The sequence below is a fragment of the Bradyrhizobium sp. SPXBL-02 genome (assembly GCF_051853065.1).
Taxonomy (GTDB): Bacteria; Pseudomonadota; Alphaproteobacteria; order Rhizobiales; family Xanthobacteraceae; genus Bradyrhizobium.
On sequence record NZ_CP182474.1, the window covers coordinates 7,594,954 to 7,613,327 of the forward strand.

Annotated in this window: 16 protein-coding genes; 8 read left to right on the forward strand and 8 right to left on the reverse strand. The window is 65.0% G+C overall.

The annotated features are described in order from the left end of the window. Positions 1–124: 124 nt before the first annotated feature. Complete coding sequence (locus ACNJYD_RS35275) at positions 125–1,036, reverse strand: amino acid ABC transporter substrate-binding protein (RefSeq protein ID WP_172787089.1); 912 nt, start codon at positions 1,034–1,036, stop codon at positions 125–127. Positions 1,037–1,123: 87 nt separating this feature from the next. Then, positions 1,124–2,509, reverse strand: a complete 1,386-nt coding sequence (locus ACNJYD_RS35280; protein ID WP_439364714.1) for a M20 family metallopeptidase — start codon at positions 2,507–2,509, stop codon at positions 1,124–1,126. 271 nt (positions 2,510–2,780) lie between these two features. On the opposite strand from ACNJYD_RS35280, the gene ACNJYD_RS35285 reads away from it, so the two are divergent. Then, complete coding sequence (locus ACNJYD_RS35285; RefSeq protein WP_439364715.1) at positions 2,781–4,160, forward strand: LLM class flavin-dependent oxidoreductase; 1,380 nt, start codon at positions 2,781–2,783, stop codon at positions 4,158–4,160. A 114-nt stretch (positions 4,161–4,274) separates the two neighbouring features. On the opposite strand, the gene ACNJYD_RS35290 is transcribed toward ACNJYD_RS35285, so the two are convergent. The 4 genes from ACNJYD_RS35290 to ACNJYD_RS35305 form a co-directional block, all read right to left on the reverse strand. Next, entirely contained in the window at positions 4,275–5,936 is a 1,662-nt protein-coding gene (locus ACNJYD_RS35290; protein WP_439364716.1) for a thiamine pyrophosphate-binding protein, read from the reverse strand. Between the two features lie 106 nt (positions 5,937–6,042). Next, complete coding sequence (locus tag ACNJYD_RS35295) at positions 6,043–6,546, reverse strand: GFA family protein (RefSeq protein WP_439364717.1); 504 nt, start codon at positions 6,544–6,546, stop codon at positions 6,043–6,045. Positions 6,547–6,787: 241 nt separating this feature from the next. Beyond that, positions 6,788–7,915, reverse strand: coding sequence for an alkene reductase (locus ACNJYD_RS35300; RefSeq protein ID WP_439364718.1), 1,128 nt, complete (start codon positions 7,913–7,915; stop codon positions 6,788–6,790). Positions 7,916–8,034: 119 nt separating this feature from the next. Beyond that, positions 8,035–9,531: an aldehyde dehydrogenase family protein gene (locus tag ACNJYD_RS35305; protein ID WP_172787083.1), complete on the reverse strand. Its 1,497-nt coding sequence runs from the start codon at positions 9,529–9,531 to the stop codon at positions 8,035–8,037. A 180-nt stretch (positions 9,532–9,711) separates the two neighbouring features. On the opposite strand from ACNJYD_RS35305, the gene ACNJYD_RS35310 reads away from it, so the two are divergent. The 6 genes from ACNJYD_RS35310 to ACNJYD_RS35335 all read left to right on the forward strand — a co-directional run bounded on the left by ACNJYD_RS35310 (position 9,712) and on the right by ACNJYD_RS35335 (position 16,230). After that, entirely contained in the window at positions 9,712–10,557 is an 846-nt protein-coding gene (locus ACNJYD_RS35310) for an SDR family NAD(P)-dependent oxidoreductase (protein WP_439364719.1), read from the forward strand. Between the two features lie 128 nt (positions 10,558–10,685). Then, a complete protein-coding gene (locus ACNJYD_RS35315; protein WP_172787081.1) occupies positions 10,686–11,495 on the forward strand; it encodes a crotonase/enoyl-CoA hydratase family protein in 810 nt (269 codons plus the stop codon). 10 nt (positions 11,496–11,505) lie between these two features. Then, positions 11,506–13,389, forward strand: coding sequence for a feruloyl-CoA synthase (locus ACNJYD_RS35320; RefSeq protein WP_439364720.1), 1,884 nt, complete (start codon positions 11,506–11,508; stop codon positions 13,387–13,389). 233 nt (positions 13,390–13,622) lie between these two features. Next, positions 13,623–14,384: an SDR family NAD(P)-dependent oxidoreductase gene (locus ACNJYD_RS35325; protein ID WP_439364721.1), complete on the forward strand. Its 762-nt coding sequence runs from the start codon at positions 13,623–13,625 to the stop codon at positions 14,382–14,384. A gap of 184 nt (positions 14,385–14,568) precedes the next feature. Then, positions 14,569–14,988, forward strand: coding sequence for an acyl-CoA thioesterase (locus ACNJYD_RS35330; RefSeq protein ID WP_172787078.1), 420 nt, complete (start codon positions 14,569–14,571; stop codon positions 14,986–14,988). 90 nt (positions 14,989–15,078) lie between these two features. Beyond that, positions 15,079–16,230: an ABC transporter substrate-binding protein gene (locus tag ACNJYD_RS35335; RefSeq protein ID WP_260381064.1), complete on the forward strand. Its 1,152-nt coding sequence runs from the start codon at positions 15,079–15,081 to the stop codon at positions 16,228–16,230. 256 nt (positions 16,231–16,486) lie between these two features. Here the strand turns inward: ACNJYD_RS35335 and ACNJYD_RS35340 are convergent, their stop codons facing one another. Next, entirely contained in the window at positions 16,487–17,215 is a 729-nt protein-coding gene (locus ACNJYD_RS35340) for a glutathione S-transferase family protein (RefSeq protein WP_172787076.1), read from the reverse strand. Positions 17,216–17,253: 38 nt separating this feature from the next. Beyond that, on the reverse strand, positions 17,254–17,547 hold the full coding sequence (locus ACNJYD_RS35345) for a hypothetical protein (protein ID WP_212260088.1): 294 nt from the start codon (positions 17,545–17,547) through the stop codon (positions 17,254–17,256). Between the two features lie 127 nt (positions 17,548–17,674). Here ACNJYD_RS35345 and ACNJYD_RS35350 point away from each other — a divergent pair, with 127 nt between their 5' ends. Continuing rightward, positions 17,675–18,373 (forward strand): helix-turn-helix transcriptional regulator, encoded by a 699-nt coding sequence (locus ACNJYD_RS35350; RefSeq protein ID WP_247277902.1) that lies wholly within the window; start codon positions 17,675–17,677, stop codon positions 18,371–18,373. The last annotated feature ends 1 nt before the right edge of the window (position 18,374 follow it).

The window sequence follows — 18,374 nt, forward strand, 5'->3', positions numbered from 1 at the left end:
CCCCGCGCGAACGCGCCCGTCATGGATGTCCTGGGCGCCTATGCAAATGTCCGGCCATTCTCCCTCCAGAAAAGGCCGAATGTACCGCCTCCCCCCGCAAACGGGGAGAGGCGGATGATGCATCTTACTTGTAATCGTCCGGGTTCGGCGAGTCCGTCGGCTTGGCGAACTCGTTCTTCAGCTCGGCCGAGATCGGCGTGTTGAGGTTCAGGCCCTTCGGCGGGATCTTCTGGGTGAACCACTTGTTGTAGATCTTCTCGGCCTCGCCCGAGGTGTAGAGCGCGGCGGTCGCAGCATCGACCACCTTCTTGAAGGGCGCGTCGTCCTTGCGCAGCATGATGCCGTAGGGCTCGGGCTTGGAGAACGCGTCCTTGGAGACCTCATAATCGCCCGGCGACTTCGAGCCGGCGACGAGGCTCGCGAGCAGGATGTCGTCCATGACGAAGGCGATCGCGCGATCGGTCTCGACCATCAGGAAGGCCTCGGCGTGATCCTTGGCGGGAATGATGTTGGCGCCGAGGCCCTTGGCGACGTTGGCCTCGGTGAGCTGCTTGATATTGGTGGTGCCGGCGGTCGAGACCACGGTCTTGCCCTTGAGGTCCTCGATCGACTTCAGGCCGCTCGACTTCTTGAAGACGTAGCGGCTCGCGGTCAGGAAGTGGGTGTTGGTGAAGGCAACCTGCTTCTGGCGCTCGGCATTGTTGGTGGTCGAGCCGCATTCGAGATCGATGGTGCCGTTGGCCATCAGCGGGATACGGGTCGCCGACGTCACCGGGTTGAGCTTGACCTCGAGCTTGTCGAGCTTGAGCTCCTTCTTCACGGCGTCGACGATCTTGTAGCAGATGTCCATCGCGAACCCGACCGGCTTCTGGTTGTCGTCGAGATAGGAGAACGGGATCGAGGAGTCGCGGAAACCGAGCGTGATCGCGCCGGTGTCCTTGATGTTCTTCAGCGTGCCGGTCAGCTCCTGGGCCCCGGCCTGGCTGACGACGAAGGTCGCGGCGAGCGCGAGCCCGATGTGACGGAAATGTTTCACGTTTTACTTCCCCTTTCGGATGGTGCGGCCCGGATGCAAGCACAAATCGGGCCGGATTAGAATGTAACTTTCGGCTGGATTAACGGCTCAGGTTAACGGCGCCGGCAACTCGCCGAGATCCCAGAACAGCCCGGCCATCACCGTCAAGGCCTCTTCGGTCAATGGCAGCAGGATGTGCTCATTGGGCGCATGCTGGGAGCAGCCGGGATAGGAGTGCGGCACCCAGATCGTCGGGAGGCCGAGGATCTCGGAGAACACGTCATTGGGCAGCGAACCGCCGAAATTCGGCAGCACGGCCGGCGCCTTGCCGGTGGTCTCCTGCACCGAATCCGCGGCCCATTTGATCCACGGGCTGCCGAAATCGGTGCGCGATGCAGCAAAACTCTGCGCCGCGCGCACCTCGACCATCGGGAAACCGCGCTCGGCCAGATGGGCACGGATCGCCTCGATCAGCCCCTCAACCTTCGTCCCGACCACGAAGCGCAGTTGCAGCACGGCATTGGCCTGGCCGGGAATAGCGTTGGCCGGCTTCTCGATATTGCCTGAGGACATCGCCAGTACCTCCAGCGTGTTCCAGGCGTAGAGCCGTTCGGCGGCCGAAAGCCCCTCCTCGCCCCAGTTCTCCGCGAGTGCAGGCTCGTCCGCGGTCGGCACCACGTCGACGTCGGCCAGATAGGCGCGGATCTGGTTGGTCAGCCGCGGCGGCTTCAAGGCATCGAGCTGGAGACGGCCATGGCCATCGACCAGGGTCGAGATCGCGTTGACCAGGATGGTCGCGGGGTTGGCGAGCACGCCGCCCCAATTGCCGGAATGGTGACCGCCGTCGCGCAAGTTCACGTCGAGATGGATGCGGATGCCGCCACGGCAGCCGAGAAAGAGCGTTGGCCGATCGGCCGAGAGGCGCGGCCCGTCCGAGGCCATGAACAGATCGGCCTTGAGCGCGTCGCGATGGAGATCGCAGACCTTGCCGAGATCGGGCGAGCCGATCTCCTCGCCCATCTCGATGATGAATTTGGCGTTGAAGCCGAGCTTGCCGCCGCGCGCGTCGCGCACTGCGCGGAGCGCCGCCATATTGATGCTGTGCTGGCCCTTGTTGTCGGCGGTGCCGCGGCCGTAAAGGCGCGTCCCCGCAACATTGGTGCGCCAGGGATCGCGGCCATCGCGCCACTCGCCTTCCATGCCGTCGACGACGTCGCCATGGCCGTAGACCAGCACGGTCGGCGCGGACGCGCTCTCGTGGTGCTCGGCGAACAGGAACGGCGCCTTGCCGCTCGGGGATTCGACGATGCGGCTGGAAAAATCGAGCGCGGCGAAGGCCGGCTGCATCTCCTGCTCCAGATAGGCGCGCAGCTCGGGGCCGCGCTGCGGATTCTGGCTCTCGGTCTTGTAGGCGACGCGGCGGTCGAGTTCAGCGAGGAACGCGCCGGACTTGAAATCCTCACGGGCGCGGGCGATGGCGTCGGCTCTGGTCATACTTGCTTTTCGAGACTGTGAGACGAAGGACCTTACCCGACATGGGGTGGCCCTCGAAAGTGGCGGGGACTTGGATTGTTCTTATAGTTCTCTTGTCTTCTTATAGCTCTCTTGGGATTTCGTTCTTGCTTCACTAGGATTGGCCTGCCAAGCGCAGCTGCGACGCCGACTTTGGCCTTGCCAAGCGCAAGCGATATGCAAGAAGTTCGCCAAGTTCGGGCGCACATCTATCATTCGAAGAGCGCTCAGTACAGGGCGTCGAGGGACCAGCATGGCCAAAGAGATCAGGCTCAACGCCTTTGCGATGAATTGCGTCGCGCACCAGTCGCCGGGCCTGTGGACCCATCCACGCGACCGCACCGCCGACTATAATCGCCTGCCCTATTGGATCGATCTGGCCAAGACGCTGGAGCGCGGCCGCTTCGACGGGCTGTTCCTGGCGGACGTGCTCGGCGTCTATGACGTCTATGGCAACAGCCCTGACGCAGCTTTGCGCAATGCAGCGCAGACGCCGTCAAACGAGCCGCTGCTGCTGCTGTCGGCGATGGCCGCAGTGACGCAAAATCTCGGCTTCGGCGTCACCAGCAATCTGTCGTTCGAGCCGCCCTACCCGTTCGCGCGGCGGATGTCGACGCTCGATCACCTCACCGAGGGACGGATCGGCTGGAATGTCGTGACCGGCTATCTCGACAGCGCCGCGCGCGGCGCGGGCAAGGACAAGCAGACCGGGCATGACGACCGCTACGAGATCGCCGACGAATATATGGATGTGGTCTACAAGCTCTGGGAGGGCAGCTGGGAGGACGATGCCGTGCTGCGCGACCGCAAGCGCGGCATCTTCACCGATCCGGCAAAGGTTCATCGCGTCAATCACGAGGGCGCGAATTACCGCATCAACAACACCATTCATCTCAGCGAGCCCTCGCCGCAGCGTACGCCCGTGCTGTACCAGGCCGGCACCTCGCCGCGGGGCCGGCAATTCGCGGCCAGGCATGCCGAGTGCGTGTTCATGTCGGGACCGTCGGCCAAGGTGATTGCGCCGCGCGTCTCTGCGATCCGGCAGGAGGCCGCCGCGCTCGGCCGCAACCCGGCCGAGATCCTGATGTTCTCGATGATGGCGATCATCCTCGGACGGACGGAAGCCGAGGCAAAGGAAAAATACGCCGATTATCGCCGCCACATCAGCCCCGAAGGAGCGCTGGCGCTGATGTCGGGATGGACCGGCGTCGACTTCTCCGGCTACGACCTCGACCAGCAGGTGCGGCACGTCCAGAACGATGCCGGCCGCAGCGCCATGGACAACGTCACCCGCGCCGATCCCGACCGCGTCTGGACCGTGCGCGACGTCATCGAGCATGTCGGCATCGGCGGCGCCGGCCCGGTCGTGGTCGGCACGCCCGAGATGGTCGCGGACAAGATCGAGGACTGGTTCGAGAAGACCGACGTCGACGGGCTCAACGTCGCGTTCGCGATCTCGCCCGGCGACTTCGAGGATATCGCCGACATGCTGGTGCCTGAGCTGACCCGGCGCGGGCGGTACAAGAGCGAGTACGCCAAGGGCACGTTGCGGGAGAAGCTATTCGGTGGCGGGCGTGCAAGGCTCGATGCGCCACACCCGGCGGCGGGCTATCGCGTGGGGAGGAAGGGCTAGCTGCCTCCTCCTCGTCATTGCGAGCGCAGCGACGCAATCCAGACTGTCACCGCGGAGAGATTCTGGATTGCTTCGTCGCTGCGCTCCTCGCAATGACGGGGGACAGAGCCTGCCCTACAACTTCCCGTCCACCATCACCTCGATCAGCTTCGTCCCCGGCCGATTGAACGCCGACGTCAGCGTCGCCCTCAGCTCGCGGGGATCGCTGACCTTGATCGCCTCGCAGCCGAGCGCTTTCGCCATGCCAGCGAAATCCACCGGCGGATCGACGAAATCCATGCCGACGTAATTGTCGTCGCCGTGGAAGGCGAGCAGGCGCTGCTTGATGATGCGATAGCCGCCATTGTTGGCGATGACGACGTTGAGCGGCAGCTTGTGGTGGGCGGCAGTCCAGAGCGACTGGATCGAGTACATCGCGCTGCCATCGCCGGAGAAGCACACGACGGGTCGATCCGGATTGGCAATGCTGGCCCCGACCGAGGCCGGCAGGCCCCAGCCGATGCCGCCGGAGGCGAGGCCGTGATAGCCGTAGCGATCGCGATGCGGGCGCAGCGCCGTGACCTGGCGGCTGGAGGTGAGGCCTTCATCGACCAGGATGGCGTTATCAGGCATGGCCTCGACCATTTGCAGCACGAGGAAGTCCGGATCGATCGGCTTGCGGCCGGCGCTCTTGCCGATCTGCTCGACCAAAGCGGCGCGGCGCGCGGTCCAGTTCTTCGGCGCGAGCTCGGCGAGACGCTGCCTTGCGCGGCTCGCGAGGGTCGCGCCGCCCATCTCCTTCAGCACCGGGATCAGCGCGCGCAGCGTTTCCTTCAAATCGGCCTTCAGCGCGATCTCGGCACCGTAGTTCTTGGCGATCTCCCAATCGACGAGGCCGATCTGCACGATGCCGAGGCCGTCAGGCAGCGCGTCGACCTCGCTATGGACCGACATCCGCAAGGGATCGCCGCCGAGCGCGATCAGCAGATCGTACGGCGCGAGGGTATCGCGCGCGGCCTTCTGCACGCGCGCGAGCGTGCCGACGAAGCTCGGGCTTTCCGAGAGGAAGTGCGAGCCGTACGGTGTCGAGGACTGATAGGCCGCAGCGCCGAGCAGCTCGGCGAGTTCGGCGGCCTCCTTCAGCGCGTCGCTCTTGACCACCTCGTCCATGGTGACGATCACAGGACGCTCGGCCTTGAGCAGGCGTGCGGCAAAGGCCTGCAGCGCCTCGTCCGATGGTTTCGTGCGCGCATCGATGCGGGTGGAGCGGCCGAGATCGATGCCGGCTTCGCTGTTGAGGATGTCGCCGGGCAGCGAGATGAACACAGGCCCGGTCGGTGGCGTCATCGCCACCTTGGCGGCGCGGCGCACGATGCGCGGCAAGTCCTCCAGCCGCGTCACCTCGACCGCCCATTTCACCAGCGGCTCCGCCATGCGCACCAGCGGACCATAGAGCACCGGCTCCATCAGGCCGTGGCCCTGCTCCTGCTGGCCCGCGGTCAAGATCATCGGCGTGCCCGTGAACTGGGCGTTGTAGAGCGAGCCCATCGCATTGCCGAGGCCCGGCGCGACATGGACGTTGCAGGCGACGAGCTTGCCCGAAGCGCGGCTGTAGCCGTCGGCGATCGCGACCACCAGGCTCTCCTGCATTGCCATCACATAGGTGAGATCGGGATGGTCCTTCAGCGCGTGCATGATCGGCAACTCGGTGGTGCCGGGATTGCCGAACAGATGCGTGATGCCCTCGTCCTTGAGCAGCGCGAGAAAGGCGGAGCGGCCGGTGATCTTGTTCTTCATGTTTCCTCCAGGAGCGGACCGTTGCCGCAAGGACGAGGCATGATGGCCGAGATGTTGGCAGACGTGCAAGGAAGCGCTGTCATGGCTGCGTTGCGCGGGAGAGGCGCTACATCTCCTCGCGACCGAGTTCGAACGGATCCTCGCCGCCCGGGCGCTTCTTCTTTTTCGCGCGCTGCCAGACGACGCCGGGAAAGCCCTTCAGCGGCACCAGGGGCTCGCCGGTATAGGCCCACTCCTGCAGCTCCTCGATGGCGATGTGATAGAGCGGCTGGCGGCCGGTGCGCTCATTGAACAGCGCACGCGGGATGTTGACCATGTGCGGGCCGCGCGGACGTTCGTACATGATCGGCGTGCCGCAATGCGAGCAGAAGCTGCGCGCGGTCTTCGTCGCCTTGTCCTCGTAGCGGGTCAGCGCGGACTTGCCGGCGGTGATGCGAAAGCGCTTCTTCCAGCTTCCGACATAGGTTGCGTAGGCCGCGCCGTGAGCGCGGCGGCTGGCGGCGGAATGATCATGCCAGGCCCAGCGCGCAGGCACGTCGATCTCGAAGGTGACCTTGCCGCAGAGGCATTGGCCGGTGGCGATCCCTGCGGCGGCTGCGGCTTTGGCCATCGTCTCTCTCCGTCGTCATTGCGAGCGCAGCGAAGCAATCCAGGCCGTCTCCGCGGAAAGATTCTGGATTGCTTCGCTGCGCTCGCAATGACGGAAATTGTGGTGGCGGCCGCGCCACAAATCAAGATCGTCATTCCGGGGCGCGACGAAGTCGCGAGCCCGGAATCCATTGGCGGCAAGCCAGGACGTGAAATGGATTCCGGGTTCGATGCTCCGCATCGCCCCGGAATGACGGGTGAGATCAGGCCGGCGTCAGTTCGTCATACGCCGGATAATCCGTGTACCCCTTCTCCTCGCCGCCGTAGAACGTCGCGCGGTTGTACGGCGTGATCGGATAATCATGCTCGAGGCGCCGCGGCAGATCCGGATTGGAGATGAAGATGCGACCGAAGGCGATGATGTCGGCATGGCCATCGGCGATCGCCGCATTGGCGGTCTCGCCGGTGAAGCCGCCGGCCGTCATCAAGACACCGCTGTAGAGCGGGCGGAACAGCATCATGGCGGAGGGCACGTTCTCCCAGTGGACATCGGCGCGGCCGGTGCCGCTGGAGCGCGGCTCGATGAAATGCAGATAGGCGAGACCCAACTTGTCGAGCGCCTTCACCACATGCGTGTACAGCGGCATCGGGTCGGGTTCGCCGGAATCATTGGCGATGCCGTGGGGCGACAGCCGCACGGCGACGCGGTTCGCGCCCCAGACGTCGATCGCGGCCTGCGTGACCTCGAGCAGCAGGCGCGCGCGGTTCTCGATTCCGCCGCCATACTGATCGGTGCGGTGATTGCTGCGCGATTGCAGGAATTGCTCGAGCAGATAACCGTTGGCGCCGTGGATCTCGACGCCGTCGAAGCCGGCGGCGAGCGCATTCGTGGCGCCCTGCCGGAACGCCTCGACGATGCCCTTCACCTCCTCGGTCTCCAGCGCGCGCGGCGTCTCGTACTCGGCGATCTTGCCGTCCGCCGTCATCGCCTTCATGCCTTCGGCCTTGATCGGGATTGCCGAGGCCGAAACCGGAAGTTCACCGCCGTGGAAGGAGGAATGCGAGACGCGGCCGACATGCCAGAGCTGGAGGAAGATGATGCCGCCCTTGGCATGCACGGCATCCACCACCTTGCGCCAGCCGGCGATCTGCGCGTCCGAATAGATGCCGGGTGTCGCCGGGTTGCCGCGGCCGTGCGAGAGCACCGGCGAAGCTTCGGCGACCAGCAAACCGCCCTTCGTTGCGCGCTGACCGTAATATTCGGCGTTGAGCGAGCGCGGCGAAAAGCTCTCGCGCTCGGCCCGCATACGCGTCAACGGCGCCATCGCGACGCGATGGGCGAGCTTGTACGGACCGACCTGCAACGGCTTGAACAACGCCTCGAATTTCATGCTGACACCGACTTTCTATGGAAGGATGCGGATCATATAGCGAGGGGCGGCCCTTCGAAAAGGCGCCGCCCCTGCAAAAATAGATATTCCCCCTCGTGGAACGCGGGAAGGAATGGATGCTACGCCGTCTTGATCCAGACGGCCTTCACGTTGAGATATTCCTCGACGTGCTGCTTGCCGGACTCGCGGCCATAGCCGCTCATCTTGTAGCCGCCGAACGGCACGGCCGGATCCATCGCCTGGTAGCAGTTGACCCACACCGAGCCGGCACGCAAGCGTTTCGCCACCGCATGGGCCTTGCTGACGTCGCGCGTCCAGAGGCCGGAGCCGAGGCCGAACGTGGTGTTGTTGGCGCGCTTGACCAGCTCGTCCATGTCCTTGAACGCGATCGCGGAGATGACGGGGCCAAAAATCTCCTCCTGCGCGATGCGCATGTTGTCCTGGACGCCCGCGAACACCGTCGGCGAGACGAAGAAGCCCTTCGACAATGCGCCTTCGGTGACGCGGCCGCCGCCGGCGAGCGCCTGGGCGCCTTCCTTCTGACCGATATCGAGATAGCCGGTGACGCGCTCGAGCTGCTGCTCGGAGACCAGCGGGCCGATCTGCACGTTGGGATCGAGGCCGTTGCCGACCTGCAGCTTCTTGCCGAACTCGGCGACGCGGCCGACGAACTCCTCGTAGATCGACTGCTCGACGAACAGGCGCGTGCCGGCGCTGCAGATCTGCCCCGAATTGGCGAACACCGCCATCGCCGCGCCCGGCACGGCGGCGTCGAGATCGGCATCGGCGAACACGATGTCCGGCGACTTGCCGCCGAGCTCGAGCGAGACGCGCTTGAGGTTGCCGGCCGAGGCACGGATGATCGACTGGCCCGTGACATGCGAGCCGGTGAAGGCGACCTTGTCGACGTCGTGATGCGAAGCGAGCGCCGCGCCCGCGGTCTCGCCATAGCCGGGAACGACGTTGATGACGCCGGGCGGCACGCCCGCTTCCATCGCAAGCTCGGCGATGCGCAGCGAGGTCAGCGGTGCTTCTTCGGCCGGCTTGAGCACCACGGTGCAGCCGGTCGCGATCGCAGGACCGATCTTCCAGATCGTCGCCGTGAGCGGGCCATTCCAGGGGATGATCGCGCCGACGACGCCGACCGGTTCCTTCAGCGTGTAGGAGAAGATTTCGCCGGGCAGCGAGTTCTCGATGGTCTCGCCGTGAATCGCGGTGGTCTGGCCGGCGTAATAGCGCAGCATGCCGACGGCGCGCAGGCGGTAGGCACGGGTGCGGCTCAGCGGCGCGCCCATGTCGAGCGTATCGAGCTGCGACAATTCGTCGAAATTCTTCTCGACGAGGTCGGCGAGCCTCAGAAGCAAGTTCTGCCGCTCGAACGGCTTGACCTTGCTCCACGGACCTTCGAAGGCGCGGCGGGCGGCCGCGACCGCACGATCGATGTCTTCCTTGTCGCCCTCGGCGACGGTTGCGAGCAGCTCGCCGGTGGCGGGATTGCGGGTCTCGAAGCGCTTGCCCGAGGCTGCATCGACCCACTTCCCGTCGATCAGCATCTGCTTGTAGGACCCGTTTGCGAACGGATGGCGCGCGATCGGAATAGCCTGCGACACAGCCATGGCTGCACTCCCTGTCGGTTATTGGTTGGTTCGATCTGGGCGGGATCGTTCTGCAAAGGATACAGCCGTGCCTGATCAGCGTAAAGGCAGCGCGGAACGAAGACCTCCCATGCCGACTTGTGCAGGGTCGCATCGCTGCCATGCTATAGCTCGACTGAAGGCTTTCCACGGAGACGATCCATGTCACATCCCGCCATCGTCAAAGACAATGTTGCCGTGATCACGGGTGGCGCAGCAGGCATCGGATTTGCCGCCGCTGCGGCCTTTGCGCGCGCTGGAATGAAAGTGTGTATCGCGGATGTCGACGAGGCACGCCTGGCAGAAGCTGCAACAAAACTGTCATCCGTTACGTCGGCCGCGAACGTGATGACCTCGGCCGTCGATGTCAGCAAGATTGAGAGCGTGACGGAACTCGAGCGCGCAGTCCATGAGCGGTTCGGCGGCACCGACGTCCTCATGAACAATGCCGGCATTCAGCCCGGCAGCACGTTGTTCGGCGCGCCGGACAATTGGCAGCGCATCATCGCCGTCAACATGTGGGGCATCATCAACGGCTCGCGCATCTTCGCGCCGAACATGATCGCGCGCGGCAAATGCGGCCTCATCATCAACACCGGCTCCAAGCAGGGCATCACCACGCCGCCGGGCGACCCCGCCTACAATGTCTCGAAGGCCGGCGTGAAGGCGTTCACCGAGGCGCTCCAGCACGAGTTGCGCAACACGAAGGACTGTCGCGTCACAGCCCACCTGTTGATCCCGGGCTTCGTCTTCACCGGCCTGACCGCGAAGGGCCGCACCGAGAAGCCGGCCGGCGCCTGGACGCCGGAGCAGACGGTCGATTTCATGCTGGCGCGGCTGGAGGCCGGCGATTTCTACATTCTCTGCCCGGACAATGACGTGCCGCGGGCGCTCGACGAGAAGCGCATGCTGTGGGCCGCCGGCGACATCGTCGAGAACCGCCCGCCATTGTCGCGATGGCACCCGGATTACGCCGACGCGTTCGCCAAGTTTGTGGCGCAAGAGTAGGCCCGCACCGCTCTGTCGCTCGCCCCGGTGCTCGCGGAGAGGGTGGTGGGCCCCGCCACCTGGCTGTGCCCCCACCTTGACTCCCTCAAAATTCGTTATACAACATAACTATTCTGACAAGGACGCAAATGACACAGGGAAACGCCGAGACCGCGGACGCGGGCGCCTCCGGGCTTTTGAGGATCGAGCGGGCGGACCGGGTTCTGACCGTGGGTCTGAACCGGCCGGCCAAGCGCAATGCGCTTAATGACGGCATCATCCTGGAAATCGGCGAGTGTTTTGCGAACCTGCCCGAGGACATCGGCGCGGTCGTCATCCACGGCATCGGCGACCATTTCTCCAGTGGCCTCGACCTCTCCGAGCTGACCGAGCACGACGCCACCGGCGGGCTGCTGCATTCCCAGATGTGGCACCGGGTGTTCGACCGCATCCAGTACAGCCGCGTGCCCGTGATCGCAGCGCTCAGGGGCGCCGTGATCGGCGGCGGGCTGGAGCTGGCCTGCGCGGCCCATATCCGCGTCGCCGAGCCCTCGACCTATTTCGCGCTGCCGGAGGGGCAGCGCGGCATTTTCGTCGGCGGTGGCGGCTCGGTGCGGCTGCCGCGGCTGATCGGCGTTGCCCGGATGATGGACATGATGCTGACGGGACGCGTCTACAGCGCGACCGAGGGCGCGTCCTACGGCTTCGCGCAATATCTGACGGAGGCCGGCAACGGGCTCGGGAAGGCGCTTGAGCTTGCGACCAAGGTGGCGTCCAATGCCCCGCTGACGAATTTTGCCGTGCTCCAGGCGCTGCCGATGATCGCAGAGGCCAATCCGCAGACCGGCCTGTTGATGGAGTCGCTGATGGCCACCGTCGCGCAGAGCGACAAGGAGGCCAAACGGCGGATCCGCGAATTCCTCGAGCACAAGACCGCGAAGGTGAAGCCCAAATCATGAGCGTAAAGTCATGAGTGCGCAGCCGTCCTCTTCCGGCATGGAGCGCGGCGCGAGCGATTTCCCGTTGCGGCCCATCTCGTTCGGCGATCCCGTCGTCAACATCGAGCGGCGCAACGACGGCACGATTTACTTGCGGCCAAAGCAGCCGCTCGGCGACTACCCGGTCCGCATCACCGACCGCCTGCATCATTGGGCCACGACGACGCCGGACCGGGTCTTCATGGCCGAGCGCGAAGGCGGTCGCGGCTGGCGCAAGATCACCTATGCCGAGCTGCTCACCGCAAGCCGGCACATCGCCTCCGCATTGATCCAGCGCGGCGTGTCGGCGGAGCGGCCGGTCGTCATCCTCTCGGGCAATTCGATCGACCACGCGCTCCTCGCTTTCGGCGCGTTCTACGCCGGCGTTCCGTTCTGCCCGGTGTCGCCGGCCTATTCGCTGGTGTCGAAGGACTACGGCAAGCTGTCCTATCTGATGAAGCTGCTGACGCCGGGCCTCGTCTTCGCCGACGATGCCGACAAGTTCGCCGATGCGCTCGCCGCGAACGTCTCGCTCGGCACCGAGATCGCCGCGTCCTATGGGCACGTGCCGGGCCGCGACGTCACCCTGCTCGCCGATCTCATGGCGACGCCGATCCGTGGCGATCTCGACGACGTCCACGCCAGGATCGGCCCCGACACGATCGCAAAATTCCTGCTGACCTCGGGTTCGACCGGCAATCCCAAGGCCGTCATCAACACCCAGCGCATGATCTGCGCTAACCAGGTGATGCTGCGCGAAACGCTCGCCTTCCTGAAGGACGAGCCGCCGGTCATCATCGATTGGTTGCCGTGGAATCACACCTTTGGCGGTAATCACAATATCGGCCTGACGCTCTACAACGGCGGCTCGATGTATCTGGACGCCGGAAAGCCGGTGCCTGGCGGCATCGAGGAGACCGTGCGCAATCTCCGGGAAATTTCGCCGACGGTCTATTTCAACGTGCCCAAGGGCTACGAATCGCTGCTGCCCTATTTGCGCGACGACCAGGGCTTGCGCGCCAAGTTCTTCGACCGGCTGCATGCGATGTTCTTCTCCGGCGCGGCGCTGTCGCCGTTCGTCTGGAACAGCCTCGACGAGCTCGCGGCGAAGGAGAAGGGCTATCGCGTGCCGATGCTGACCGGTCTCGGTGCGACCGAGACCGCGCCGTTCTTCATGTCGGTCAATCCGCGCACCAGCCGCTCCGGCCATGTCGGCCTGCCCGTCTCCGGCAACGACGCCAAGCTGGTGCCGAACAACGGCAAGCTGGAGGTGCGTGCCAAAGGGCCGAACGTGATGCCCGGCTACTGGCGCCAAGGCGACATCACCGCAAAATCCTTCGACGAGGAAGGATTTTACAAGATGGGCGACGCGCTCAAGCCCGCCGATCCCGATGACTTCAATGCCGGCTTCGATTTCGACGGCCGCGTCAGCGAGGACTTCAAGCTCGCGAGCGGCACCTGGGTCAGCGTCGGCCCGCTGCGCGCGCGCCTCACCGCGGCCTGCGCGCCGCTGGTGCGCGACGTCGTCATCGCCGGGATCAACCGCGACGAGGTCTCCGCGCTGGTCGTGCTCGATCTCGACGGCTGCCGCCTGATCAACCCGACGCTGCCGCCCGACGATCTCGTCGTCGCGACACGCGACCGCCTGGTGCGCGAGGCTTTCCGCGAGCGCCTGACCCGTTTCCTCGGCCAGGCCACGGGTTCCTCGACGCGGATCACGCGCGCGATCCTGATGGACACGCCGCTCTCGATCGACAAGGGCGAAGTCACCGACAAGGGCTCGATCAACCAGCGCGCGGTGCTTGAGCATCGCGGCGAGCTGATCGAGGAGCTCTACGCTGCCAATCCGTCGAACCGTGTGATATCGGTCGGCTAAGATGACAATTGGGATGAACCAGTCGGCTCTTTCTTCACCTCTCCCCGCTTGCGGGGAGAGGTCGAATTTGCGCAAAGCGCAAATTCGGGTGACGGGGAGCCGCCGCGAGTCCCACTGCCACCGCATTCGCGGAAGCAAGCCCCTCACCCCAACCCTCTCCCCGTAAGAACGGGGAGAGGGAGCAGACCGGCCGATCCGGTCGCACCTAATAAGAACGATCAAAGGAGAACGCCATGTTGTTGAAGGATCAGGCAGCCATCGTCACCGGCGGCGCATCAGGACTTGGCGCGGCCACCGCAAGAAAGCTGGCCGCGCAGGGCGCCAAGGTCGCGGTGTGCGACCTCAACACCAAGCTTGCGGAATCCGTTGCCGCCGAGATCAAGGGCGTTGCCGTCACCTGCGACGTCTCGGATGCCGCCTCCGCTGAAGCCGCGATCGCGCAGGCGATCAAGGCCCATGGCCCGGCGCGCGTGCTGGTCAATTGCGCCGGCATCGGCGTTGCCAAGCGCGTGGTCGGCCGCGACGGTCCGATGGCGCTTGCCGATTTCGACAAGGTGATCAAGGTCAACCTGATCGGCACCTTCAACATGCTGCGTCTGGCCGCCACCGAAATGTCCAAGCTGGAGCCGCAGGCGACCGGCGAGCGCGGCGTCATCATCAACACTGCCTCCGTTGCCGCCTATGACGGCCAGATCGGCCAATCCGCCTATTCGGCCTCCAAGGGCGGCATCGTCGGCATGACGCTGCCGATCGCGCGCGAGCTCGCGCAGTTCGGCGTCCGCGTGCTGACGATTGCGCCCGGCCTGTTCCTGACGCCGCTGCTCGCGAACCTGCCGCAGGAGGCCCAGGACTCGCTCGCCGCCGCCATCCCCTTCCCGCGCCGGCTCGGCCAGGCCGACGAGTTCGCCGCGCTCGCGCTGCACATGGTCGAGAACGCCTATCTGAACGGCGAAGTGGTGCGCCTCGACGGATCGCTGCGCATGGCGCCGAAGTAAACTGATGAGCGGGATTGCAGCAGCGACTTCGACCTTACCTCTCCCATTGGGAGGAGGTCGGCGCGCAGCGCCGGGTGAGGGGCCCTGCCCTATCGAGGGACTGGAATCCCTCACCCGAATTGCTGCGCAATTCGACCTCTCCCTCCGGGAGAGGTGTGGCACAGCGCTAGTGGATGCATAAGCCATGTTCGTGAACCGGCGCGAGGTCCAGATCCAGTGGGGCGATTGCGACCCCGCCAACATCGTCTATTACCCGCGCTATTTCGCGATGTTCGACGATTCGACCTCGACCCTGTTCGAGGCCGCCGGCTTCTCCAAGCAGGACCTGGTCCGCAAATACGGCCTGGTGGGCATCCCCATGGTCGACACGCGGGCCAAGTTCTACATCCCTTCGACCTATGGCGACTGGATCACCATCGAGACCAGAATCGAGAGCATCAAGCGCTCGAGCTTCGAGGTGAAGCACAACGTCTACAAGGGCGAGGCGCTCGCGATCGAGGGTTTCGAGACCCGCGTCCTGGTCGGCCGCGATCCCGATAATCCCGACAAGCTGAAATCCGCACCATTCCCGGCGGAAATGGTCACCAAATTCACGGGGAGTTAAGTCCGGAGCTAAATCGCCGCATCACCGAAAGAGGGGGCTGAATTACCCCGCGATTTCTGCTTTCAAATAAACACGTCAAGGGAGGAATAGATGAAACGCTTTTATTTGACCGCTGCCATCACTGCGGCTGCGCTGGCGCTGCCAGTGCTGCCCGCGCTGGCCCAGACCAGCGAAGTCACCATCGGCATCACCACCACCACGACCGGCCCGGGTGCAGCCCTCGGCATTCCCGAGCGCAACGCGCTGGAATTCGTGCCGAAGGAGATCGGCGGCGTGCCGCTGAAGGTGATCGTGCTCGACGACGGCGGCGATCCCACCACCGCCACCACCAACGCCCGCCGCTTCGTCACCGAATCCAAGGCCGACATCATCATGGGCTCGGCGCTGACGCCGCCGACCATTGCTGTCTCCAACGTCGCCAATGAAGCCGGTATCCCGCACTTTGGTCTGGCGCCGTTCCCGATCACGCCCGAGCGCATGAAGTGGTCGGTGGCGATGCCGCAGCCGATTCCGATCGTCGGCAAGGTGCTGTACGACCACATGAAGGCCAAGGGCGTGAAGACGCTCGGTTACATCGGCTATTCCGATTCCTACGGCGACCTCTGGTTCAACGATTTGAAGGCGCAGGCCGTGCCGATGGGCATGACCATCGTCGACGAGGAGCGCTTCGCCCGTCCCGACACTTCGGTGACCGGCCAGGTGCTCAAGCTCGTCGCCGCCAATCCCGATGCCATCCTGGTCGGTGCCTCCGGCACCGCGGCCGCGCTGCCGCAGACCGAGCTGCGCGAACGCGGCTACAAGGGCCTGATCTACCAGACCCATGGCGCCGCCAGCATGGACTTCATCCGCATCGCCGGCAAAGCGGCCGAGGGCGTGCTGATGGCCTCCGGTCCCGTCATGGATCCCGAGGACCAGCCGGATGAAGCCGCCACCAAGAAGCCGGGTCTCGCGCTCAACTCGGCCTATGAGGCCAAATATGGCCCGAACAGCCGCAGCCAGTTCGCAGGTCACTCCTACGATGCCTTCGAGATCCTCAAGCGCATCATCCCGACCGCGCTGAAGACCGCAAAACCCGGCACGCCGGAATTCCGCGAAGCCATCCGCCAGGCCTTGCTGACGGAGAAGGAACTCGCGGCGAGCCAGGGCGTCTACAACTTCACCGAAAAGGACCGCTACGGCCTCGACGAGCGTTCGCGCATCCTGCTCACCGTGAAGGACGGCAAGTACACGCTGGTGAAGTAAGCGTAGCGAGATTTGAGGCGACGAGAGCCGGCCCGACGGGCCGGCTCTTTTCATGTGTGGATCGAGCTGCGGCTACGAGCGTTGCTGCGCCCACTCTCCCGCTTGCGGGAGAGGGTTGGGGAGAGGGTGCCTCCGCGTTGGGACCGTCCGAGGTCTGTAGAGACAATCCCCAGAGGAGAAAGCCCTCACCCGGCGCTTCGCGCCGACCTCTCCCGAAAGCGGGAGAGGTTACACCGGGTCTGCCGATGCACCGGGGCTACGCCGCCTGCCGCAGTGGGGTCCAGGCGAACTCCGGATAATAATCGTCCATCATGCGGTCGACATAGGCGGTGAGGTTCGGAAATCCCTCTGTGCGCTCGCGCAAGGCGGATTCGAAGAACGGCGTCAGGATTCCGGCCAGCGCGCCGAAGGCGGTCGCGTCGACGCCGCAGGGCCTGTTGCCCATCAGGTACGCCTTGTCGCCGAGCTGCACCGACAGCGCGAACAGCGAACGCACGGCAAGATCGACGTCATCATCCGGCGCGTGACGGCCGAGACCGGAGAGCAGATAGTTCTCGGCGACCCGGAACTGCGCATCCTCGCGCAGCTTCTCGCGATTGTGCTCGGGCGCGCCGTCGAAGAAATGCGCAGGACCCTTGGCGAAATTGACCGGATCGACCCAGCGCGCGCCGACCAGTGCCCAATAGACGTGATGCTCGATCATGCGCTCGAACGCCCAGGCCTGCGCGCGCTCAGCCAGTGAGAGGCCGGCGTCGAAATCGAAGCCGTAGCGGCGCTCGATATGGGCCCGGATGAAGGTGGAATCGGCCACAGCCTCGCCGCCGTCGTCGATGAAGGGCAGCTGCCCCTTGGGCGAAGCCGGCGGCATCGCCCGCTCTTTCCGGTAAGGTAGTCCTGCCATCTTGAGCTGCACCTCGGTCTTGGTGACGAAGGGGCTGATTTCCGGCAGGCCGAAGCCGGCGCCAAAGCCGTAAAGCGTGATCATGCAAGCTCTCCTGAACCTGTCGAACGAGTGGAAGGAACCTAGCGGCCGGCTGCTGCCACCATGGTGGCAGCAGCCGTGATATCTTCTGCGAAGCGGGCCCCTCGCCAGGCGCGGCCCATCACATGGCGGACCAGCGCGTCCGCAGCATGGACCAGCGATCGCGTCGCGGCGGTCGCGAGCGCAAGGCGGAGGTCGACAATTGTTGTGACGTCAAGCGAGACGAGGCGGCTGAAGGCCCAAGCCTGCCGTGCCTTGACCTGGAAAGGCTGGACCTGGAAAGGCTGGCTCCGCCACAACGGGCCGGCCTGGCCGAAATGGGTTGGAATGATCATGGACAAATCCTCTTCAGTCGATGTGTTGTCCCGGTATAGAACTCCCCTGCTGCCAACATCCTGTCAGCAGCCGCGCGCCGCCTTCTGAAAACACCACCTTAGAAAAAGCAGCGACAAGAGACCTGTCATGAGACGCGCCGACCGGCTGTTTCAAATCATCCAGGTGCTGAGACGCACGCGTAAGCCGTTGACGGCGGACGCGATCGCGGCCGAGCTCGAGACTTCGAAGCGCACCATCTATCGCGACATCGCAACCCTGATCGGCCAGCGCGTACCGATCCGCGGCGAAGCCGGCATGGGTTACATCCTGGAAAAGGGTTTCGACCTGCCGCCCTTGATGCTGACGCCCGACGAGATCGAGGCGGCCGTGCTGGGCGCGCAATGGGTCGCCGGGCACGCCGATTCCGCGCTGGCGCGCGCGGCCGAAGACTTGATGGCCAAGATCGCCGACACCGTGCCGGAGCGCCTGCGCCCCTTCGTGCTGGAGCCGGCGAGCCGGGCGCGGCCGAGCTGGAACCGGGAACCCGACCGCCTGGACATGGCGCGCACCCGTACCCAGATCCACGAAGGCAAGAAGATCATGCTGCGCTATCGCGACGAGCAGGGCCGCCCCAGCGAGCGCATGATCTGGCCGATCTCGGTCGGCTATCTCGAAGCGGTGCGGCTGCTGGCGGCCTGGTGCGAGCTGCGCAGCGACTTCCGCAGCTTCCGCACCGACCGCGTGGTCGAGGCGACCTATCTCGACGAGAAATATCCGGAGCGGCGCGACGTGCTGCGCGCGAGATGGCGGCAGAGTCTGGTCTGGGGTCCGCCGAAGGACACGTGAG